20 protein-coding genes, 2 tRNA genes and 1 pseudogene are annotated in these 21,194 nt (G+C 40.8%); 12 read left to right on the top strand and 11 right to left on the bottom strand.

Features of this window, described 5'->3' with window-relative positions:
• The first annotated feature begins 127 nt into the window (after nucleotides 1-127).
• From NG55_RS03880 to NG55_RS03865, 3 genes are all read left to right on the top strand, one after another.
• Nucleotides 128-580: an acyl-CoA thioesterase gene (locus tag NG55_RS03880; protein WP_016540916.1), complete on the top strand. Its 453-nt coding sequence runs from the start codon at nucleotides 128-130 to the stop codon at nucleotides 578-580.
• A 37-nt stretch (nucleotides 581-617) separates the two neighbouring features.
• Entirely contained in the window at nucleotides 618-1,148 is a 531-nt protein-coding gene (locus NG55_RS03875; RefSeq protein ID WP_065342381.1) for a GNAT family N-acetyltransferase, read from the top strand.
• A gap of 360 nt (nucleotides 1,149-1,508) precedes the next feature.
• Nucleotides 1,509-1,949 carry a hypothetical protein gene (locus tag NG55_RS03865; RefSeq protein WP_065342379.1) on the top strand — a complete coding sequence of 147 codons (441 nt, stop codon included), beginning with the start codon at nucleotides 1,509-1,511 and terminating at the stop codon, nucleotides 1,947-1,949.
• A 1-nt stretch (nucleotide 1,950) separates the two neighbouring features.
• Here the strand turns inward: NG55_RS03865 and NG55_RS21205 are convergent.
• Nucleotides 1,951-2,019, bottom strand: a pseudogene (locus tag NG55_RS21205) (SOS response-associated peptidase); the annotation flags it as partial.
• A 164-nt stretch (nucleotides 2,020-2,183) separates the two neighbouring features.
• Here NG55_RS21205 and lepA point away from each other — a divergent pair.
• The 9 genes from lepA (at nucleotide 2,184) to miaE (ending at nucleotide 9,418) form a co-directional block, all read left to right on the top strand.
• Nucleotides 2,184-4,001: a translation elongation factor 4 gene (lepA, locus tag NG55_RS03860; RefSeq protein WP_005189899.1), complete on the top strand. Its 1,818-nt coding sequence runs from the start codon at nucleotides 2,184-2,186 to the stop codon at nucleotides 3,999-4,001.
• A gap of 73 nt (nucleotides 4,002-4,074) precedes the next feature.
• The gene (gene lepB, locus NG55_RS03855) at nucleotides 4,075-4,938 is read left to right on the top strand and encodes a signal peptidase I (protein WP_016540919.1); all 864 of its coding nucleotides are present in this window, start codon (nucleotides 4,075-4,077) and stop codon (nucleotides 4,936-4,938) included.
• A gap of 24 nt (nucleotides 4,939-4,962) precedes the next feature.
• Nucleotides 4,963-5,340, top strand: a complete 378-nt coding sequence (locus NG55_RS03850) for a DUF4845 domain-containing protein (RefSeq protein ID WP_016540920.1) — start codon at nucleotides 4,963-4,965, stop codon at nucleotides 5,338-5,340.
• Nucleotides 5,309-6,004, top strand: coding sequence for a ribonuclease III (rnc, locus tag NG55_RS03845; RefSeq protein ID WP_016540921.1), 696 nt, complete (start codon nucleotides 5,309-5,311; stop codon nucleotides 6,002-6,004). The genes NG55_RS03850 and rnc overlap by 32 nt, the downstream gene beginning before the upstream one ends.
• 4 nt (nucleotides 6,005-6,008) lie before the next feature.
• On the top strand, nucleotides 6,009-7,034 hold the full coding sequence (gene era, locus NG55_RS03840; protein WP_065342378.1) for a GTPase Era: 1,026 nt from the start codon (nucleotides 6,009-6,011) through the stop codon (nucleotides 7,032-7,034).
• Between the two features lie 26 nt (nucleotides 7,035-7,060).
• A complete protein-coding gene (locus NG55_RS03835) occupies nucleotides 7,061-7,258 on the top strand; it encodes an NF038104 family lipoprotein (protein ID WP_032812483.1) in 198 nt (65 codons plus the stop codon).
• Nucleotides 7,259-7,267: 9 nt separating this feature from the next.
• The gene (recO, locus tag NG55_RS03830) at nucleotides 7,268-7,975 is read left to right on the top strand and encodes a DNA repair protein RecO (protein WP_016540924.1); all 708 of its coding nucleotides are present in this window, start codon (nucleotides 7,268-7,270) and stop codon (nucleotides 7,973-7,975) included.
• A 53-nt stretch (nucleotides 7,976-8,028) separates the two neighbouring features.
• Complete coding sequence (gene pdxJ / locus NG55_RS03825; protein WP_016540925.1) at nucleotides 8,029-8,757, top strand: pyridoxine 5'-phosphate synthase; 729 nt, start codon at nucleotides 8,029-8,031, stop codon at nucleotides 8,755-8,757.
• Nucleotides 8,758-8,761: 4 nt separating this feature from the next.
• A complete protein-coding gene (gene miaE / locus NG55_RS03820; protein ID WP_065342377.1) occupies nucleotides 8,762-9,418 on the top strand; it encodes a MiaE family protein in 657 nt (218 codons plus the stop codon).
• 116 nt (nucleotides 9,419-9,534) lie between these two features.
• Here miaE and NG55_RS03815 read toward each other — a convergent pair.
• The 10 genes from NG55_RS03815 to gloB form a co-directional block, all read right to left on the bottom strand.
• Nucleotides 9,535-9,610 (bottom strand) — tRNA-Asn (locus NG55_RS03815).
• 9 nt (nucleotides 9,611-9,619) lie between these two features.
• A tRNA-Asn gene (locus NG55_RS03810) sits at nucleotides 9,620-9,695 on the bottom strand.
• Between the two features lie 142 nt (nucleotides 9,696-9,837).
• Nucleotides 9,838-11,064 carry a multifunctional CCA addition/repair protein gene (locus NG55_RS03805; protein ID WP_065342376.1) on the bottom strand — a complete coding sequence of 409 codons (1,227 nt, stop codon included), beginning with the start codon at nucleotides 11,062-11,064 and terminating at the stop codon, nucleotides 9,838-9,840.
• Nucleotides 11,065-11,160: 96 nt separating this feature from the next.
• A complete protein-coding gene (locus tag NG55_RS03800; protein WP_016540928.1) occupies nucleotides 11,161-13,431 on the bottom strand; it encodes an NADP-dependent malic enzyme in 2,271 nt (756 codons plus the stop codon).
• Nucleotides 13,432-13,622: 191 nt separating this feature from the next.
• Nucleotides 13,623-16,499 carry a bifunctional diguanylate cyclase/phosphodiesterase gene (locus NG55_RS03795; protein WP_065342375.1) on the bottom strand — a complete coding sequence of 959 codons (2,877 nt, stop codon included), beginning with the start codon at nucleotides 16,497-16,499 and terminating at the stop codon, nucleotides 13,623-13,625.
• 114 nt (nucleotides 16,500-16,613) lie between these two features.
• A complete protein-coding gene (locus tag NG55_RS03790; RefSeq protein ID WP_065342374.1) occupies nucleotides 16,614-17,333 on the bottom strand; it encodes a 16S rRNA (uracil(1498)-N(3))-methyltransferase in 720 nt (239 codons plus the stop codon).
• A 22-nt stretch (nucleotides 17,334-17,355) separates the two neighbouring features.
• Complete coding sequence (gene metF, locus NG55_RS03785; RefSeq protein WP_016540931.1) at nucleotides 17,356-18,192, bottom strand: methylenetetrahydrofolate reductase [NAD(P)H]; 837 nt, start codon at nucleotides 18,190-18,192, stop codon at nucleotides 17,356-17,358.
• A 73-nt stretch (nucleotides 18,193-18,265) separates the two neighbouring features.
• Nucleotides 18,266-19,648 carry an adenosylhomocysteinase gene (ahcY, locus tag NG55_RS03780; RefSeq protein WP_016540932.1) on the bottom strand — a complete coding sequence of 461 codons (1,383 nt, stop codon included), beginning with the start codon at nucleotides 19,646-19,648 and terminating at the stop codon, nucleotides 18,266-18,268.
• Nucleotides 19,649-19,946: 298 nt separating this feature from the next.
• Nucleotides 19,947-20,153, bottom strand: a complete 207-nt coding sequence (locus NG55_RS03775; protein ID WP_004654498.1) for a hypothetical protein — start codon at nucleotides 20,151-20,153, stop codon at nucleotides 19,947-19,949.
• 298 nt (nucleotides 20,154-20,451) lie between these two features.
• Entirely contained in the window at nucleotides 20,452-21,183 is a 732-nt protein-coding gene (gene gloB / locus NG55_RS03770) for a hydroxyacylglutathione hydrolase (RefSeq protein ID WP_065342373.1), read from the bottom strand.
• Nucleotides 21,184-21,194 lie beyond the last annotated feature (11 nt).

Below are 21,194 nucleotides of genomic sequence, written 5' to 3'. Positions count from 1 at the left end.
TTAAATTTTTTAAATCCCGCTTAAATAAAAACCACTCTAGAATTAGGGTGGTTTTTATTTTGAAATCCAGTTGTGTTTAGACTAGGGTAGCGAGTGAAATGTTAGTCGTGATGAAATACGCAAAATTATGAGTACGATTTTTGATTTAAAAATACAGGTTGAGCCTAAGCATATCGATGTATTGGGTCATGTGAATAACGTCATGTACATCCAGTGGATGCAAGATGTTGCTTCAGCGCATATCGAGGCATTGGGCTTAGGTCTGGCTCAATATCTTGAGCTGAAACATGCCATGGTGGCTGTTGAACATCATGTGCAATACCGTAAGGCGGCACTAGAAGGTGAGGACGTCATTTTACGGACATGGTTGGATGATATTAATGCACTCTATTCATTCCGCCAGTATGCTTTTTATCGCCCTAAAGATCAGAGCATTTTATTTGTTGGCAATACCAAATGGGCGTGTATTGAAATTGAGACTGGTCGTCCAAAACGGATGTCACCAAGCTTTACTCAAGCTTATCAACCGATTGCTGTAGACTTAGATCCAATGGATTTCAATGTGACCTATTTTGAATAGATAAGATTAAGTTTAGGCGAGATGAAGAGTGGATGTGATGCAGCCCTTAAAGAGACTAGAAACCGAGCGTTTGATTTTAAATAGTCTAGATTTAGAAGATGCTGCATTCGTTCTCGAGATATTTTCAAATGCTCAGGTGCTCGAATTTTATGATTTAGATGCTTTTTCTGAGATTGAACAGGCGGAAGCACTGATTCATCGAATGCATCATCGTTATCATTCAGCCTCTGGTTTTCGTTATGCGATACGTTTAAAGACAGGTCAAATGATAGGTGGTTGCGGTGTTAATCGTATTCTTGAGGAGGAGGGTGATCATCGTGCGATTATCGGTTATGACCTGCATCCAGATTATTGGGGAAATGGTTATATGCTTGAGGCGATTACAGCGATGCTAAATTTGATTCGAACAGAGTTGTTGTTTGACCAGAAAATTCGCCATGTAGATGCACAAGTCATGCAGCAAAACCTTAAATCACAGCGACTTTTACAGAAATTAGAATTTCATCAAATTCAACCTGTAGTGGAAATGGGGCAGATCTTCTTACAGTTTAGATTGTCGTTATTTTGATATTGCGCTATTGGGGCCTAATGCTATGCAGTATAAACATCTATACGGTTGCCTATATCCGCTTCAGATGGTTCGTTATTTGATGACTTGAATGAGGCGGATGAGTTTCTTTTGATTGAGACTGCAGCTATTTGCATACCTCGGGGGAGATTAGCCTGGATTCATTTTTGGACTCGTCTGAAGATAAGACAAATTTGGAAAACCCTAAACAAGTCTATAACCGATCAAGAAATTGGCAAGAATCAATCAGACAAGCTTTATGAGGAATTATTACTCTAAATCAGATGGTTGTGCGGCTTGTACTGCCGCGCCACGTATATTAGATAAATATTGGACACCCAGAGAGGGCTACTCAGGGCTATGAAAAATTTAACATTAAAACATTACTTGGCGCTTGTTCTCGTTTTTTCAGGCATTTTTGCTATTTGTTTTGAATCGCTTACAAAAGGTTTTGTCACCTATGTGCCGTATGGTGGTGAATTTGTTTACTTGAGGGAGATGGAAGGTTCCAATGAGGATGAAAGTGTACTCTTGTGGTTCTTCGGCATCATAAGCATTATGCTTGGCGCAATAATGTACTTTGTGAAGAATGTTATATATGTTCTGAGAATTGGTTTTTTTACTTATGTATTTTTGTTTCTCTGTGCACTTATGACCGATAGCGACCCTTTAAACCAACTCATTGTGAATACAGTTAAGTTTGATCATAATATTTATCTCATCTTGTGGTGCCTTTCGTTTGCTATCTACACAGGTATATTCTTCAAACTATGTATTCAACAAGATGTGTTAAGCGATTAAGAAATGTCGGCTCATATAAATTTAATAGTTGAGCGCGGCTTCTGGCTATTGGTTTATAGTTAGCACACATGTTGTTCTCCCTAGCAATACACTAAAGACTACACATGCTATTAGCACTATATTTTTAATATTGTTGTGCTTATACTGTGCCGAACTTTTCGTACATTTTTTTCCACAGCAATAAGCAATTTTTTAATTGAGTACATTGTTGTGTACATATTATTAAGGTAACCCATGGCGCAAGCTAAAAAATCCGTAGATATCAAAAATATACGCAATTTCTCGATTATTGCTCATATTGACCATGGTAAGTCGACTTTGGCTGACCGTTTCATTCAAATGTGTGGCGGTTTACAAGATCGTGAGATGCAAGCTCAAGTATTAGACTCTATGGAGCTTGAGCGTGAGCGTGGGATTACCATTAAAGCTGCATCGGTAACGTTGTATTACACGCATCCAAATGGTCAAGAATATCAATTAAACTTCATTGACACCCCAGGACACGTGGACTTCTCTTATGAGGTTTCTCGTTCTTTGGCGGCGTGTGAAGGTGCATTGTTGGTTGTTGATGCTGCACAGGGTGTTGAAGCACAGTCCGTTGCAAACTGCTATACCGCCATTGAGCAAGGCTTAGAGGTTTTACCAATCTTAAACAAGATTGATTTACCGCAAGCAGAGCCTGAGCGCGTGATTCACGAAATTGAAGAAATTATCGGGATTGAAGCGACAGATGCACCGACCTGTTCAGCAAAAACCGGTTTAGGGGTTGAGGGCGTCTTAGAGCGTCTTGTTGATGTCATTCCTGCGCCTGAAGGTGACCGTGATGCGCCTTTACAAGCACTGATTATCGACTCATGGTTCGATAACTATCTTGGTGTTGTATCGCTTGTTCGTATTAAACAAGGTCGTATCCGCAAGGGCGACAAGATGCTGGTGAAATCAACAGGCCAAACCCATCCAGTGACTTCAGTGGGGGTGTTTAATCCGAAGCATACCGAAACTGACATCCTTGAAGCGGGTGAAGTTGGCTTTGTGATTGCCGGAATTAAAGATATTTTTGGTGCGCCAGTCGGTGATACCATTACACTGTCTAACACACCAGATGTTGCGACTTTACCAGGTTTTAAAAAGGTTAAACCACAGGTTTATGCGGGTCTGTTCCCGATTGATTCAAGTGACTTTGAACCCTTCCGTGAAGCATTACAAAAATTGCAGATCAATGACTCTGCTTTATTCTTTGAACCTGAAAGTTCGGATGCACTAGGTTTTGGTTTCCGTTGTGGCTTCTTGGGTATGCTACATATGGAAATCGTTCAAGAGCGTTTAGAACGTGAATACGATCTTGATCTGATCAGCTCTGCACCGACGGTAATTTATGAGGCGCTAACCAAGAAAGGCGACATCATTTATATCGACAGCCCGTCGAAAATGCCAGATGGTTCGACCGTTGAAGATCTACGCGAACCGATTGCAGAATGTCATATTCTTGTGCCACAAGAATACTTGGGTAATGTGATGACCTTGTGTATCGAGCGTCGCGGTATTCAAAAAGACATGAAGTTTTTAGGTAACCAAGTCTCAATTACTTTTGAAATTCCTATGGCTGAAGTGGTCATGGATTTCTTTGATAAATTAAAATCATGTTCACGTGGTTTTGCTTCGCTGGATTACAACTTCGTCCGTTTCGAGAGTTCAGCTCTGGTTAAGGTTGATGTTTTAATTAATAGCGAAAAGGTTGATGCCTTGGCAATGATCTGTCACCGTCAAGATGCTCGCCATCGTGGTATTGCATTGGTTGAAAAGATGAAAGATCTGATTCCACGTCAAATGTATGATGTTGCGATTCAGGCGGCGATTGGTGCGCAAATCATTGCCCGTTCTACTGTAAAAGCAATGCGTAAGAACGTATTGGCTAAATGTTATGGTGGTGACGTTTCGCGTAAGAAGAAACTTCTTTCGAAACAAAAAGAAGGTAAGAAACGTATGAAGCAAGTGGGAAGTGTCGAGATTCCGCAAGAAGCGTTCTTAGCTGTATTAAAAGTTGATCGATAAAGAAAGATGAGGCTGGGGAAACGTTTGTTTTACCCAGTCGAACGACGAGCAGTGAAACTGCAAGAGAGGGTTTGTGGATTTTGATTTTAACTTGATTCTGGTACCAGCGACACTGATTTTCTTTTTGGTGTGGTTACTGGATAAGTTGGTATTAAAACAGCGTGCAACACGTGGGCGTAATCAAGAGAACTTTGTCATTACATGGGCCTATGATTTCTGGCCAGTGTTAGCGGTTGTACTTGTACTGCGTTCTTTCTTGTATGAGCCATTTAATATTCCGTCAGATTCTATGGTCCCGACCTTAGAAACGGGTGATTTTATTCTGGTGAATAAGTTTGATTATGGTGTGCGTTTACCAATCGTAAATTCTAAAATCATTGATGTGGGTGAGCCAAAACGTGGTGAAGTGATTGTGTTTCGTTATCCACCACAACCTACGATTAGCTATATTAAACGTGTAGTGGGTATACCTGGCGACCACATTCAGTTTAAAGCGGGTCAATTGATTATCAATGGAAAGCAGATTGCAAAGGTAGCAACACAATTCTCACGTGAGAAAGACCAGCAAGATACGCCGACAGCACTTTATTTTAAAGAAACTTTGGGTGAACATCAGCATTTGATTCGTTACTTAGAAGGACGTAATCCTTTGGCTGAACAGTTCCAATTTGCGCAATTGCGGGGTGCTGAAGCATTAGTCCCATTTGTTGCCAAAGAGAATAACGTATTTATCCAAAGCAATGGTCAAGATTGGGAAGTGACTGTACCAAAAGGACAGTACTTCGCCATGGGTGATAACCGTGATCAAAGTGCAGACAGTCGTTTTTGGGGCTTTGTACCTGAAGCGAATTTAACTGGGCGAGCTTTTTATGTATGGATGCATAAAGAACCTGGTTTAAATCTTCCAAGTTTCAACCGAAATGGTAAGATTGACTAATAAAAATAGATAGGAAATAGACAGATGCGTAAATCTCAACAAGGGACTTCGTATATTGCAATTTTATTTGGGGTGGTTTTATTTGCAGTTGCTGTGAAAGCAGCAGTTGCGATTTGGCCAGCATACTGGGATGACAAACTGATTAATACTCAGATTGAGGGCTTGCTTAAAGATAGCCCTGAAAATATTACGCCGAGTAAGTTTAACACTCAGATGGATCAACGTTTTGATATGAACGGGATTCGTGATTTACATTTTAAAGATATCGCGCAAGTGACTTATAAAGATGACCTTGTCGTGATAAAGAAGTATGAAATACGTAAGCCTTTCATGCTGAATATCAGTTTAGTTATGACCTTTGAGAAGACTTTTGACCAAAAATCTGCAAAACAAGCTCAATGATACACGGCTGCAAGGGCGTATAGGTCACCAGTTTAAACAGTTTGACTTGTTAAAACTGGCTTTGACCCATCGCTCGGTCAGCCATAAACACAATTATGAACGCCTAGAATTTCTAGGCGATTCATTATTAGGGATGATCATCGCTAATTATTTATACAATGCTTATCCACTGGAAAATGAAGGCCGTTTAACGCGAATGCGTGCGACTTTAGTTCGACAGGAAGCGTTGGGAAAAATCGCAAACGATTTACAGCTGAGTCGGTCATTAATTTTAAGCACAGGCGAGTTAAAATCTGGTGGTCATCACCGAGAGTCTATTCTTGCAGATACCGTTGAAGCCATTATTGGTGCTATTTATTTAGACAGTAATGATCTCAACTTGCTGGAACGCATTGTGCTAAAATGGTATGAACCATATCTTGATCATATCGAACCGACAGATCAACTGAAAGACCCGAAATCACGTTTGCAAGAGTATTTACAAGCACGTAAAAAACCTCTCCCAGTTTACGAGGTTGTAGATATTCAAGGTGATGCCCCGAATCAACATTTCAAAGTGGAATGTGATGTGGCGGGATTGCCAAAAATTATAGGCGAGGGCTCAAGTCGTCGTTTTGCCGAACAAACGGCAGCGGCAGAGATTTTAAAATTATTGGAGCAATAACCTGATGTCTCATTCAGAAGAAAATAAGCCAGAAGCAACTGAACAGCAAGATGGCAATAAAGTAGTTGATCAATTTTTTAGTTCTCAAGGAAGTACAATTCCTTCAGATTTCAAAAGCGGTTTTGTTGCTATTGTTGGCCGTCCAAACGTGGGCAAGTCAACTTTGATGAACCATATCTTGGGTCAGAAACTATCCATTACCTCGCGTAAACCACAAACCACACGTCACAAGATCGTGGGGATTGATTCGCGTGAGAAATCACAGGCGGTATTCGTAGATACCCCTGGGATGCATAAAAAAGAAGTTCGCGCCATCAATAAGATGATGAACCGTGCTGCGCACTCAGCATTGCGTGATGTGAACTTGGTTTTATTTGTGGTTGATGCACAAAAGTGGACTCAAAACGATGAATTGGTTTTGGAAAAACTTAAAAATGCAGATATGCCTGTGATCCTCGTGATCAATAAGCTAGATACATTTGAAAATAAAAATGAAGCTTTACCGCTGATTCGAGAGCGTGCGAAGCTGATGAATTTTGCTGAAATTGTTCCAGTTTCGGCATTGCGTGGTGCAAATCTCGATCATTTACGCGATACCATTGAGAAGTATCTGCCATATCAACCACCTTTGTATTCATTAGATCAGATTACCGATCGTTCTGAACGTTTCCTTGCGAGTGAAATCATTCGTGAGAAAATTATGCGTCAGTTGGGTGAAGAGCTTCCATATGATTTGACCGTACAAATTGAATCGTTTAAAACTGAAGAAGCGACCGTAAATGAAAAAACAGGTCGTTTAAAGCCACCTTGTACGTATATTGATGCAACGATTTTCGTAGAGCGTCCAGGTCAAAAAGCCATTGTGATTGGTGATAAAGGTGCGAAGCTAAAAAGCATTGGCATGGATGCACGTGCAGACATGGAAAAAATGTTTGAACAGAAAATCATGCTGACACTTTGGGTGAAAGTCAAAGGTGGTTGGTCTGATGATGAGCGTGCGTTAAAAAGCTTGGGTTATAGCGATATTTAACAGGTTTTAAGGCAATGGAAACAGGTATGAAAATAACAATCCGTGTACTCGCAATCGTAACATGCATCTTCATGTTGCAAGGCTGTGTTCATAAGCTTGTGACCGTACCTGTTAAAGTTGCTTATAAGACCACCAAAGGTGTTGTTAAGGGGACGGCTGCTGTGGTTGGTGCAGTTATTCCTGATGGCGATGATGAAGAAAAGGATGAGAAAAAGAAGGACTAGTCTCGCTTTATGATGCGTAATGAAGTCCTGCATGGCTATTTGATTCATCATCGTAAATATCGTGAAAAAAGCCATATTGTGCATTTATATACACAAGAATATGGTCGGGTGGATGGGATTTTAAGACAAACCCCACCACCTCAATATCAGCCAATTCGTTTACAAGCCACAGGCAAATCAGAACTCAAAAATTTCACCAAACTGGAAATTTTAAATCAACCTGTGTTTTTTCACGGGGATGCATTTTTTGCGGGTTTTTATTTAAATGAAATTTTGCTGCGTTTATGTCCTTTAGAAGAGGCTATGCCGCAAACCTTTGAACAATATCAATTGATATTATTACAATTACAACAACTCGCTTCACATGAGCAAGCAGCATTATTTTTGCGACAGATTTTACGACAATTTGAACATGCTTTACTGCAAGAGCTTGGTTACGCAATTGACTTTTCAGTTGATGCAAATCAACAAGAGGTGCATGCTGCCCAGCATTATCTTTTTCAATTGAATGATGGTTTCTTACCAGTTGCACAAGCCTCACGTTCTACGCTCTCAGGCATGTTGATTGGCTCAATGCAATGTTATGAAGAGGGACAGGATTTTTCTCCCGAACAGTTGCAATTATTGGGTAAACTATATCGGCAAATGATTAGCTCTTTGTTGGGCGATCGACCGCTGAAAAGCCGTCAACTTTGGATTCAAAGTACACAAACTTGATCTTCTTGATGTATTGATGATGCAAAAAGAAGGATAAACGATAGGATATTTTTATGGCTGCAATCTTAGGTGTAAACATTGATCATGTTGCGACATTAAGACAAGCACGTGGTACAACTTACCCTGATCCAGTTCAGGCTGCTTTGGTTTGTGAAGAAGCGGGTGCTGAAGGGATTACTTTACATTTGCGTGAAGATCGCCGCCATATACAAGATGATGATGTGCGTCGTATGCGCCCATTGTTAAAAACACGTATGAATCTTGAGTTGGCTGTAACGGATGAAATGGTTGAGTTTGCCAAAGAGATTCAACCCCAACACGTGTGTTTTGTCCCTGAACGTCGTCAAGAAGTCACCACAGAAGGTGGCTTGGATGTGGTGGGTCACTTTGAAAAGGTCAAAGCTGCAACTGAAGCACTGAAAGCCATAGGCAGTGATGTATCTTTATTTATTGATGCTGATTTGGCACAAATTGATGCAGCGGTGGCATGTGGTGCACCAACCATTGAAATCCATACTGGTGCTTACGCAGATGCAGAAACGGATGAACAACAGCAAGCTGAGTTGGCCCGTATTATCAAAGGTGCCGAATATGCAGCAGCAAAAGGTTTGGTGGTGAATGCAGGGCATGGGTTGAATTTAGACAATGTCGCTGCAATTGCTGCGATTCCACACATTCATGAACTCAATATTGGTCATTCAATCATTGCAGATAGTGTATTTGTTGGTTTGGCTCAAGCAGTAAAAGAGATGAAAGCAGCGATTCAGGCTGCTGCGAGATAATTGAATGAGTAGTATAAAGTATGATGAGTTGATGCAACCCGTCATTGATTTTTTAGGTTGCAGCACTCCTCGAGCTTGGCTGGATGAAGCGCTGAATAATCTAGACACTTTAATGCAAGACCATGCCAATTGTGAAAAGAAAGCAGCTGGAACGGCCATGAATCTCATGTTCCGCTATAGCTTCTTTACTGACTTGCAAGTGAAATTGGCACAATTGGTACGTGAAGAAATGCTGCATTATGAGCAGGTTTTAGAATTCATGACCAAACGTGGACAAGAGTGGAAGGGTTTGAGTGCCGGACGTTATGCAGGTGAATTGCGTAAAGAAATTCGCACTTATGAGCCTGAGGCGTTAATTGATGTCATGATTATTGGTGCATTTGTAGAAGCACGCTCTTGTGAGCGTTTCTATGCGCTGGCACCGATTGTGGACGATGAGCTGGGGCGGTACTACCGCTATTTGCTTAAGTCGGAATCTCGCCATTTTGAGGACTATCTAGCCTTGGCATTGGATGTTGCAAAAACAGCGAAACTCAAAGATCCCGAAGAAGATATTCAACAGCGAATCGAGCGTATCCGTGAAGTGGAAAAGAATCTGATTTTAAGCCCAGATGATACCTTCCGTTTTCATAGTGGTGTACCTGCAAAAGTCGCTGCTTGATTTAGACTATATTTTCAATATAAAGACTTCTACTTTTTAGAGGTCTTTTTTATTAAATGCGGTTTTAGCAACAATAAAAAAGGCCCTGATCAATGATCAGGGCCTTTTTAGAATCTTGGCTCTCCCACCTGGGCTCGAACCAGGGACCTGCGGATTAACAGTCCGTCGCTCTACCGACTGAGCTATGGGAGAATAGTAGATTGGCTCTCCAACCTGGGCTCGAACCAGGGACCTGCGGATTAACAGTCCGTCGCTCTACCGACTGAGCTATTGGAGAATCTGATGCGCATTTTAGGCATGAAAAGCGGATGCGTCAACAACAATAGTAAATAAAATTAATCGTTTGCTTGATTAATAATCTTTTTAGTCCTCGAATAAGGAAATTTGTACAAAAAAGATTTAATTTACTTAAAAATTAATCAGTTATTGAATGTTTCCTTAAACTTTGCCAAGGCCTCAATTCGATACTGAATCAGCATTTCACCAATCTCAGGACCCGTAATATGTTCAGGTAAATCTTGTGCACGTATATTACGTACGATTTCCATTGCATCTAAAACATATTGCGCTTGTGGATAGGGGCGATGTTCCAAACCTAGGCGACCTTTGGCATCACATTCACAGGCTTGTACAAAGGCAATGACTTTCTCAGGACGACGTAGCACATCTAAACGTTGTAATAACCGCCATAGTGTCCCTGGTTTTAGGTTCATGATCTGATGGCATTTTAAATGCTCTTTGCAGACGATCAGCGCCAAATTTTTTAAATGTGTCGGTACTTTTAAACGATCACAAATGTCGGTTACAGGCTGTATGCCACGTTCTTCATGCATGATATGGCGGGGTAGTTCGTCTATAGGGGTGAGCGCTTTACCAAGATCATGAACCAATACCGCAAAACGGACGTCCAATGCATATCCTGCTAAACAGGCTTGTTTAAGTGCCATTAGCGTATGAATACCGCAATCGATTTCTGGGTGGTATTCTGGACGTTGAGGTACCCCAAAAAGTGCATCGATTTCTGGAAATAGAATCTTTAAGGCGTTGCAGTCTCTTAAGGTTTGGAAATAGACATCCGCGTGATCTTCTAGTAAAGCACGGGAGGTTTCTTTCCAGACCCGTTCTGGTGTTAATGCATTTAATTCACCTGATTGGGCAATATCCTGCATTAATTGCAGCGTTTCATCTGCAATTTTAAAGCCATAGGCGGCATAGCGGGCAGCAAAACGCGCCACACGAAGAACACGCAATGGATCTTCGGTAAATGCATCAGACACATGACGCAGGATTCTCTGCTCTAAATCTCGTTGACCGCCATAAGGATCATATACTGTGCCCGCTTCATTCATGGCCATGGCATTAATGGTAAGATCACGACGAATCAGATCTTCTTCTAATTTAACGGTTGTGTCTGTGAAAAACTGGAAACCATGATAGCCAACGCCTGATTTACGTTCTGTACGCGCAAGAGCATATTCTTCTTTTGTTATTGGATGCAGAAATACCGGGAAATCTTTTCCCACGGGTTGATAGCCTTCGGCGAGTAATTGCTCGGGCGTTGCTCCAACCACCACATAATCTTTTTCGTGATAGGGATGGCCGAGTAAATGATCTCGGACAGCACCGCCTACTAAATAAACTTGCATGAAAAAACCTCTATTCTTCACACAATCATGCTACAGAATAGAGGTTTTCTCAAGGGTTAAGCGAAGCTTTTCAAGAAAAGCGAGGCTTAAGTGAACTTAGTTTTGGCTTTGCTGAATTTCGGCAACCGTTAACGCTGTCATATTCACCAAACGACGAGTCGTTGCTGTAGGTGTAAGAATATGAACAGGTTTTGCAGCACCCAATAAAATAGGACCAATGGTCACATTATTACCAGAAGTTGCTTTTAACAAGTTGAATGAAATATTGGCTGAATCTAGGTTAGGCATAATCAACAAGTTTGCTGAACCTTTGAAACGTGAATTTGGGAATGCAAAATGACGAATATTTTCATCTAATGCTGCATCACCATGCATTTCACCTTCAACTTCTAACTCAGGTGCCTGCTCTGAAAGCAGACGATAGACTTCACGCATTTTTTGTGCGCTTGGGTCATTCTGGTCGCTACCAAAGCTTGAGTGAGAAAGTAGTGCGACACGCGGTGTAATACCGAAACGACGAACTTCTTCCGCAGCCAAAATGGTCATTTCTGCAAGTTGTGCAGCCGTTGGGTTGGTATTTACATAGGTGTCGGCAATAAATAAATTGCGATCTTCAAGCATTAAGGCATTCAAAGTAAAGAATGTGCTGCGACCTTCTTTAAGGCCAATCACATTTTTCACGAAATCTAAATGAATATCGTAGCTTGAATAAGTACCACACAACATACCATCGGCTTTACCAAATTTCACCAGCATCGCTGCGATTAAAGTAGAACGACGGCGTGCTTCGCGTTGCGCATATTCAACCGTTACACCCTTACGTTGCATGATTTGATGATATTCTTTAGAGAAATCTTCGTATTGAGGATTTTTTTCCTGATCGACGATTTCAATATTCACGCCATGCTGTAAACGTAAACCCAACTTTTTGATGTTGTCTTCAATAACCGAAGTGCGACCAACAAGAATTGGTTTTGCCAAACCTTCATCAACAACAATTTGAACGGCACGTAATACGCGTTGATCTTCACCTTCAGCATAAGCAATACGCTTTGGATCAGTTTTCGCTTGAGAGAAGATTGGCTTCATCAAGAATGCTGAGTTATAAACAAATTCAGAAAGACGTTGACGATATGCAGAGAAATCTTCAATTGGGCGTGTAGCAACACCAGAATCCATTGCTGCTTTCGCAACAGCAGGTGCAATTTCTAAAATCAAACGTTGATCAAGTGGGCGAGGGATTAAATAATCACGACCAAATGAAGCTGATTTTTCACCATAGGTGGCAGCATCTGCTTCAACATGTGCCATACGTGCAATTGCATGTACGCAAGCAATTTTCATTTCTTCATTAATGGTTGTTGCACCTACATCCAATGCACCACGGAAGATATAAGGGAAGCAAAGCGCGTTATTCACTTGGTTTGGATAGTCTGAACGACCTGTTGCCATAATCGCATCTGGACGTACTTCATGCGCATGTTCAGGCAAAATTTCTGGGTCAGGGTTCGCAAGGGCAAAAATAATTGGATTTTCAGCCATTTCTTTCACCATTTCTTTGGTGAGGATACCTGCTGCTGAAAGACCGAGGAACATGTCTGCGCCAGCCATAACTTCATGCAATTGTGTTGCTTGAATGTCTTGTACATAACGTTTTTTCGATTCATCTAGGCCTTCACGTGATGTCGTGAGAAGGCCGCGAGAGTCGGCAACAACGATGTTGGCTTTATTCACGCCTAATGCGCAAAGCAAGTCTAAGCACGAAAGTGCAGCTGCACCAGCGCCAGACGCTACAATTTTAATTTCATCAATTTTTTTATTGACCAGTTGCAAGGCATTGAGCAATGCTGAACCGACAATAATACTGGTTCCATGTTGGTCATCATGGAATACAGGAATTTTCATGCGTTCGCGAAGTTTCTTCTCGATGTAGAAACATTCTGGTGCCTTGATATCTTCTAAGTTGATACCACCAAACGTCGGCTCTAATGCAGCAACGATATCTACAATCTTGTCTGGATCATTTTCATCAATTTCGATATCAAAGACATCAACACCAGCGAACTTTTTGAACAGAACGCCTTTACCTTCCATTACAGGTTTAGACGCGAGCGGGCCAATATTTCCCAAACCAAGCACGGCTGTACCATTACTCACGACGGCAACCAGATTACCACGCGCCGTATATTTGGCAGCGGTAGAAGGGTCACGTTCGATTTCCAAACATGGCGCAGCAACACCAGGTGAGTAGGCAAGCGCTAAATCTCGTTGGTTAACGAGCTGCTTGCTAGGTGTCACACTGATTTTTCCTGGGGTTGGAAATTCATGGTAATACAAAGCGGCTTGTTTTAAAGATTGATCGTCCATCTGAGTCTCGTTTGTTCCGATAATAATCAGACATCTAGCTGTCTAATTACGATATTAAGATAAGTGCACAAGAATATAGCACTAGTTCATGCTTTCGCACAGTCAAAAAAGCTTATTTTCACTGAACTGCATACGTATTGACAGCTGCTATTCAGTGAAAAATACAGCGTAAAAAAGGTTAAAATTCATGTTTAAATGGAATATCTTGCGGTTGACTGCTGCTTTTGTTTTTGCAGATATTCTGTCGCATGAGCGGCAGTGAGAGGTTGTGAAAACAAGTAACCCTGTAATATGTCGCAATTTTGTCGTTTTAAATACTCATATTGCTGCTCGGTTTCAACACCTTCAGCCACAACTTTTAGGCCAATGGTCTTGCCCATGGCGATCATGGCATTAACGATCGCATCCTGTTTGGCATTGCCAATTTTTGAGATAAAGGCACGATCAATTTTCAAAATGTCAATTGGATATTCGGTGAGGTAGGCTAGTGATGAATAACCCGTACCGAAGTCATCCAATGCAATTGAAATCTGGCGTTCTTTAATGGCATGTAATACCGTTTTGACGCTGTCGGTGTTTTCAATAAAGGCAGATTCAGTAATTTCCAATTCAAGATTTTTACCCGAAATTGCAGAGCTATTTAATACCGCATCAATATCATGCAGCAACTGACCACGTAAAATTTGCTGTGCCACTATATTGACTGCAATATTGATATTGCTATAACCAAGTTGTTGCCATGTTTGTAGCTGTTTGGCGGCTTCATGTAAAACAAATTGTCCAATATCCGAAATCAGACTGGTGCTTTCTGCCAAAGGAATGAAAATGCTTGGCATGATCAGGCCCTTGGTTGGATGTTTCCAACGGATCAATGCTTCAAAGCCATTAATTTGATGGTTATGCGCATTGATCTTAGGCTGGTAATACACCACCAATTCGTTATTCTGAATAGCTTTTCTTAGGTCGAGTTCTAGATCTGTATATTTGGCTACAAAATTGGCTCTTTCATTGGAGTAGTAGCGAATGGTATTACCACCTAAACGTTTGGCTTCGGTCAATGCCTGTTCTGCATGGGTGTTTAAATTATCGACTTGACGGCCATGTTCTGGATAAATGGCAACTCCGATTGAAATACTGACAAAGTATTCTTGATCGGCAAGGTAAAAAGGTTTGCTAAAAGCTTCAACAATATTATTACAGAGCTGATGAAGTGGCGGATGTACGGGCGAAATTTCATAAATAATCGCAAAGTCATCTGCACTTAAATGGGCGACAAGTAATGCATCAATATTACTGATGCGTAAGCGTTGTGCGACCTGTTTGAGGAGTTCGTTGCCAGCTTTATTGCTAATGATCTCATTCAAGGCACGGAAGCGGTCGATATTTAAACGGATGACAGCCAAATGCTGAATCGAAGCTTCATTGACCAAATATTGATGTAATTGTTGTTGGTAATAAAAACGGTTCGGTAGATCGGTGAGCGTATCGTAATTGGTTAAATAGGATAAACGTTGCTCTTGGTGCTTACGTTCAGTTTGATCTGAAACAATCCCAATATAATTGATAACACGCTCTTGTTCATCTTTCACAGCATTGATATGAATCCACAAAAAACAAGATTTTTCAGAAATATAGGTTTCTTGAAATTCACCTTCATATTCCTGTTCTTCACGTAATGTATCAAGAATCGATAAATGAAAATTATGATGATGCTGCTTATTTTGCTTAGTAATTTCAAATAACTGCTTATCGATAATAGCCTGTTTATCCATTCCAGTTAGCTGTTCGTATTTAGGATTCACTTCAACATAGTTAAAGTTTTCATCTAAAATAAAAATACCTTCTGAAGCTTGCTCAAATACGCTGGCAGCAAGCTTTAAACGTTCCTGATCTTTCTTTTCTTGATTAATATCGCGGTGAATACCCACCATTCGCAAAGGGGTGTCGTCTTTGGGATTCCGTAAAATCACCTGACCAACATCATGAATCCAAGTCCATTCACCATTATGACGTTTAATTCGGAAGGTTTCTTCATAGCGCTTAGTTTGGCCACATAAATGATTATATAAGGTGTTTTTTACCCGCTCGATATCATCAGGATGAATGATTTTATGCAGTAGGGTGTAATGGTTTTCAGAATTGCGCGTGACTGCTTGACTATGTGCATTGGTGACTCCAACGGTATGGCTTTCAAGATTCCAGTCCCAAGGGCGAATGCCTGCGGTTTCATGGGCAAAGCTTAAGTTCTGACGATGTTCTTCTAAGCTTTCATTCATTTGCGTCAAGTCGAATGTACGCTCACGAACTTTTTGTTCCAGCAGGTGATTATTGAATTGCAGTTGCGCTTCAATATCTTTGGACTTATTCACTTCACGCTGTAATTGTTGGCACAGCTCTTCGGTCCATTGGTTATGCTGCTCGGCCACATCAATAAGTTGTTTATTTTTATCCAGCACCAAGGCCAAGCGTTTATGAATTTTATAGGTGACTTGAGCACAGAGTACCGTGGCAAAAAAGGAGGAATAATAGGCCAGATAGAACAGGGTGTGATCATGATCTCGATGCAAAAACTGTGAGATGATTAATGGCACAATACTTGGGATAAAAAATAAGAAGAAATAGCGAATATGTTGAGTTAAAAAAGTCAGTGCGATGATATGAGAGGCTGTGAGCAATAAAGCTGTTAAGGTTAAAACATGTGACCCAACCAAATGCGGGATATCGACCGCCAAGTAATGATTGATGACAATGGTGTTGACCCCAATCAGTAAGCCTGTAAAAAAACAGATCAGTTGAAAAATGAGATTGGTTTGATTGCTATAGCGAACCGAAGAATAGCGTTTGAGTAAGAAATGACAAATACAGCTAAAGCTAAACAAAAGAATGAGGGTGATGCTCATCCAGGTTGTGAAAATGTTGGATTCAAAAGAGTAAAAAATCCCAAATAGGGCATAATCTAACAGACAAATACAAGACACGCTTAAAACGAATAAACGTACGTGATTTGGATAATCAATTTGGTCCGTATAGATAAACTGTGGCAAATTTTTGTCCTGAACCCCTAACATACAAAGAATAATCCTTTTAATTTTTTATCTATATTCACAGTCTTTGTCTTTTTGTAAACATATGGAGCTTATTTTAAATTAGCGCTAAAGATCACAGAAAGCAATGCCAAGTACTTAGCTCAATGAGAAGTGATAATTTAAAATCGACAAGGCAACGATAGGAGCGGTTTCAGTTCTTAACACTCGATCACCAATGCACCAGTTTTTAAATTGATGTTGATTAGCCAAGTGAATCTCGGCTTCACTTAAACCACCTTCTGGACCAATCAATAAGGCGAGATCGGGGCTGCTGTTGAGCAATACATTGGTTTGGTCTTTATTGGGTGCAAGTACAAAACGTGATGCAGGCAAGTCACTGCTGAGCCAGTCAGCCAAAGCAATTGGGGCTAAAACTTGAGGAACTCGGTTCATGCCACATTGCTCACAAGCGGCAATTGCTACAGATTGCCAGTGGTCTATTTTTTTCTGATCACGATCGTACTTTAAACGCATTTCGCAACGTTCACTGGTGAGTAATTGAATACTGGTTACACCCAATTCAGTTGCTTTCTGAATCGCATAATCCATGCGATCACCTTTACTCATCACCTGACCCAATACCACACTGAATGGTGCGGTACGATCAGTTGGATCAAACTGATCAACCGAAACAAAGGCATTTTTTTTGTTGATTTCAGTCAGGGTGACAACGTATTCACCACCTTTTCCATTGAAAAAGATGGCTTGTTCTTGCTCTTTCGCACGCAGTACACGGACCCAATGGTGAAATACCGATTCGGTTAATTCAATGGTATTGCCAGTGTTTAATTCGGTTTCGATATAAAAACGATTCATGCTTGGGTCGTGCTCGTACAAATTAGTTTAAACCAAGATCGACAACCAGTTGTCGAGTCGGTTCTGTTTGGTTCATTGAGTAAAAATGTAGCGTTGGTGCGCCACCGGCAATCAAGCGTTCGCAAAGTTTTACAATCACTTCATGACCGAATGCTTTGATGCTTGCACTGTCATCACCATATGCAGCCAGTTGCTTACGAATCCAACGTGGAATTTCCGCACCAGTACCATCCGCAAAGCGGATCAGGTTGCTTGCATTGGTAATCGGCATAATACCTGGCGCAACTGGAATATTCACGCCAGCTTTGGCAATACGCTCGATAAAATAGAAATAAGCATCTGGATTGAAGAAAAACTGAGTAATACCAGCATTGGCACCCGCATTAACTTTTTCGACAAAACGTTGAATATCACCATCAAAGGTGTCAGCTTGAGGGTGCATTTCAGGATAGGCTGCCACTTCAATGTGGAAATGATCGCCTGAATGCTCGCGGATAAAGCGAACTAAGTCTTGGGCATAAGGGAGTTCACCCAAGCCGACCTGACCAGATGGTAAGTCACCACGTAAAGCGACAATACGATCAATCCCTTGAGATTTATATAAATCTAAAAGTTCGGCAATACGGACTTTGTCATCACCGATACAAGACAGGTGAGGCGCAACAGGCGTACCTTTGCCATTAAAGTCATGAATCGCAGCTAATGTACGTTCGCGGGTTGAACCACCTGCACCGTAGGTAATTGAGAAAAACTCTGGATTTAACAGCTGTAATTCTTGATGAACACCTTTTAATTTTTCTGCACCCGCATCTGTTTTAGGTGGAAAAAATTCAAAAGAAATAGGAACACGTTTCGTCATTTCAAATCCTTTTTAAAATCTCTTGGAAATTTTAGAAAAAAGGGCAGTCCGTAAAACGTCTGCCCTGAATTTCTTAGTATTTATAAGCGTCAGATTTGAACGGCCCTTCAACAGGAACGCCTAAGTAATCTGCTTGTACTTGAGTCAATTGTGTTAACACACCACCAAAGCCAAGCACCATTGCAGCAGCAACTTCTTCATCTAATTTCTTAGGAAGGACTTCTACGCGAATCGCAGCTTGTTTTTGCTCAGCAGGTAAGTCAGCAAATTTTTCAGCGAATAAATGCATTTGACCTAGGACTTGGTTAGCGAAAGAACCGTCCATCACGCGTGATGGGTGGCCTGTTGCATTACCAAGATTCACTAAACGACCTTCAGAAAGAAGGATCAAGTAGTTGTTCTCGTCTTCTGAACGATACACTTGGTGTACTTGTGGCTTCACTTCAACCCACTTGTAACCACGTAAGTATGCCGTATCGATCTCTGTATCGAAGTGACCAATGTTACATACTACAGCACCCGCTTTTAAGCTATCTAACATTGCAGAATCACATACATGGTAGTTACCAGTTGTGGTCACAACAAGGTCAGTATTGCCCAATAAGTCTTGGTTAATGTCTTCTTTTTTGCCAGTTTGTACGCCATTTTTATATGGAGAAACAACTTCGTATCCATCCATGCAGGCTTGCATTGCACAGATTGGATCAACTTCAGTTACACGTACGATCATGCCTTCTTGGCGTAAAGATTGCGCAGAACCTTTACCTACGTCACCGTAACCAATTACAAGTGCACGACGACCAGAAAGCAACATGTCAGTCGCACGTTTGATCGCATCATTTAATGAGTGGCGGCAACCATATTTGTTGTCATTTTTCGATTTAGTGATCGAGTCGTTAACGTTGATCGCTGGCACTTTAAGCGAACCGTCTTTCCACATTTCTAACAGACGTTGTACGCCTGTAGTGGTTTCTTCGGTAATGCCGTGGATACGCTCTAAAAGTGCAGGGTATTTGTCATGAACAAGTGCAGTTAAGTCACCACCATCGTCCAAGATCATGTTGGCATCCCAAGGTTGGCCATTCACATTGATCTGTTGTTCTAAACACCAAACATATTCTTCTTCAGTTTCGCCTTTCCAAGCGAAAACTGGAACACCACTTGCAGCAATGGCAGCAGCAGCATGGTCTTGAGTAGAGAAGATATTGCAAGAGGTCCAACGCACTTCTGCGCCAAGCTCAACCAATGTTTCAATAAGAACAGCTGTTTGGATTGTCATGTGGATACAACCCAAAATTTTTGCGCCAGCAAGTGGTTTAGCTGCTGCATAACGCTTACGTAAGCCGATCAAAGCTGGCATTTCTGCTTCAGCAAGTTTGATCTCTTTACGACCGTAGTCAGCAAGGGAAATATCAGCAACTTTATAATCTGTAAATGAAGCATTCACCGCGTTCATCAGGATCTCCTAGAAAAAATAGTATGGATCATTCTGTTCGCGGATGCCGTTGTTGGTTAAAACGAGTGTTTAACCGATCGTCGAGCCTGGCAAATTGATCTTTAGTACCGATCAATTGTCGCAGCATCCCTCGACTGGGCATAATGATACTTGGAAATTGCGTTGGTTCCAATAAAATTTTGTATGAAATGGTTAGAAAATGAGGGATTAAATAGAGGGAGAAATATTTAAATTTGTTGATTCTTAGAATCAGGATTCCAAATCCCTTTGAAACCCTGAACGATCAGAAAATTTGTCATTATGCTTTTAAATGATCTTCGAATTCTTCGCCAAGCTGCATTGCTAAAGCATTACCAGATAAGTCACAGGTGACTAGACCATATTCTTTTTTAAAGCTGAATGTAAAACCACGGTTATCTGTCAGATTTTTAACTGAATAGCCTAATTTTTCTAACCAAATACGGAAAGCCAATACATTTTTTGCTTTAACAACTCTGTTTTTCATGACAGATCTCCTTGTGAACATGTAAATATTAATAAGGGTCGGTTAAATTTTTTTAAAGGGGGATTGCATAGATTTATTTTTCCACGTGTAACTAATGTAAATTTAGCGTAATTTTTATAGAGAGAAACTTATCTGATATTTATTTATCATTTTGATTTTTATTGATTATTTAATTTTATTTTTTAATTAACTACACTCGATTTTTTTTTAAATTGAGCATGATAAATGTAAAAAATAATTTCATTTTCCACTTTTAACGAAAAATGGAAAATGAATCGTTTAAATTTAATGCATTTATTTAGAACTGATCTTTCAAACTACGTATACGTGCAAAATCATCAGCACTTTCGGTACGTAAAAAGGGATTGGTTTCAAGCTCTAATTCAATGGTGCTTGGGAGTGTGATTTTATCTGCTGCTCTTAGGGCTTTGACCTGTTCCATCCGCTGTTGTAATGCCACATTGTTAGGTTCAACGGTGAGAGCAAATTCTGCATTGGCTAGGGTGTATTCATGCGTACAGTAGACCTTAGTTTGAATGGGTAGGGCTGCCAGTCGATTTAATGAGTGATACATTTGTTCGGCAGTACCTTCAAATAGGCGGCCACAGCCCATTGCAAACAAGGTATCACCACTAAACAATGTCTCTATTTTTTCAATAAAATAGGTAATATGACCAAGGGTATGCCCGGGAGTCGCAATGATTTCAATTTTTAGGTCGTTAAAATGAAAATGATCGTCATTTTGTAAAGGGTTGGAGATCAGTGAAATTTTACTGAGTTCATCGCGTGGACCATAGACCATAATATTTTGATCGGCGAGTAAGCCTTCAACCCCACCGGTATGGTCTTTGTGCCAGTGCGTCAACCAAATTTGCTTCAGTTGAAGCTGATGTTGTTGGCAAAAATCAATCACTAAACCCGCTTCAGTTGGGTCGATCGCCACAACGTCCTGTGTATGTGTATCTTCCAATAACCAAATATAGTTTTTTAAGGCATTTTTTACGTCAATGGCATGAATCTTATAATGCATAGCCGAATCCT

It is taken from the genome of Acinetobacter gyllenbergii, assembly GCF_001682515.1.
Classification (GTDB): Bacteria; Pseudomonadota; Gammaproteobacteria; order Pseudomonadales; family Moraxellaceae; genus Acinetobacter; species Acinetobacter gyllenbergii.
This window is presented reverse-complemented; position numbering and strand designations above follow the sequence as displayed.

Bases quoted from the DNA above. Each gene is read 5' to 3' on its own strand.
- NG55_RS03880 (WP_016540916.1), top strand. From the start codon at position 128: ATGAGTACGATTTTTGATTTAAAAATACAGGTTGAGCCTAAGCATATC.
- NG55_RS03875 (WP_065342381.1), top strand. From the start codon at position 618: ATGCAGCCCTTAAAGAGACTAGAAACCGAGCGTTTGATTTTAAATAGT.
- NG55_RS03865 (WP_065342379.1), top strand. From the start codon at position 1,509: ATGAAAAATTTAACATTAAAACATTACTTGGCGCTTGTTCTCGTTTTT.
- lepA (WP_005189899.1), top strand. From the start codon at position 2,184: ATGGCGCAAGCTAAAAAATCCGTAGATATCAAAAATATACGCAATTTC.
- NG55_RS03850 (WP_016540920.1), top strand. From the start codon at position 4,963: ATGCGTAAATCTCAACAAGGGACTTCGTATATTGCAATTTTATTTGGG.
- era (WP_065342378.1), top strand. From the start codon at position 6,009: ATGTCTCATTCAGAAGAAAATAAGCCAGAAGCAACTGAACAGCAAGAT.
- NG55_RS03835 (WP_032812483.1), top strand. From the start codon at position 7,061: ATGAAAATAACAATCCGTGTACTCGCAATCGTAACATGCATCTTCATG.
- recO (WP_016540924.1), top strand. From the start codon at position 7,268: ATGATGCGTAATGAAGTCCTGCATGGCTATTTGATTCATCATCGTAAA.
- pdxJ (WP_016540925.1), top strand. From the start codon at position 8,029: ATGGCTGCAATCTTAGGTGTAAACATTGATCATGTTGCGACATTAAGA.
- miaE (WP_065342377.1), top strand. From the start codon at position 8,762: ATGAGTAGTATAAAGTATGATGAGTTGATGCAACCCGTCATTGATTTT.
- NG55_RS03805 (WP_065342376.1), bottom strand. From the start codon at position 11,064: ATGCAAGTTTATTTAGTAGGCGGTGCTGTCCGAGATCATTTACTCGGC.
- NG55_RS03800 (WP_016540928.1), bottom strand. From the start codon at position 13,431: ATGGACGATCAATCTTTAAAACAAGCCGCTTTGTATTACCATGAATTT.
- NG55_RS03795 (WP_065342375.1), bottom strand. From the start codon at position 16,499: ATGTTAGGGGTTCAGGACAAAAATTTGCCACAGTTTATCTATACGGAC.
- NG55_RS03790 (WP_065342374.1), bottom strand. From the start codon at position 17,333: ATGAATCGTTTTTATATCGAAACCGAATTAAACACTGGCAATACCATT.
- metF (WP_016540931.1), bottom strand. From the start codon at position 18,192: ATGACGAAACGTGTTCCTATTTCTTTTGAATTTTTTCCACCTAAAACA.
- ahcY (WP_016540932.1), bottom strand. From the start codon at position 19,648: ATGAACGCGGTGAATGCTTCATTTACAGATTATAAAGTTGCTGATATT.
- NG55_RS03775 (WP_004654498.1), bottom strand. From the start codon at position 20,153: ATGAAAAACAGAGTTGTTAAAGCAAAAAATGTATTGGCTTTCCGTATT.
- gloB (WP_065342373.1), bottom strand. From the start codon at position 21,183: ATGCATTATAAGATTCATGCCATTGACGTAAAAAATGCCTTAAAAAAC.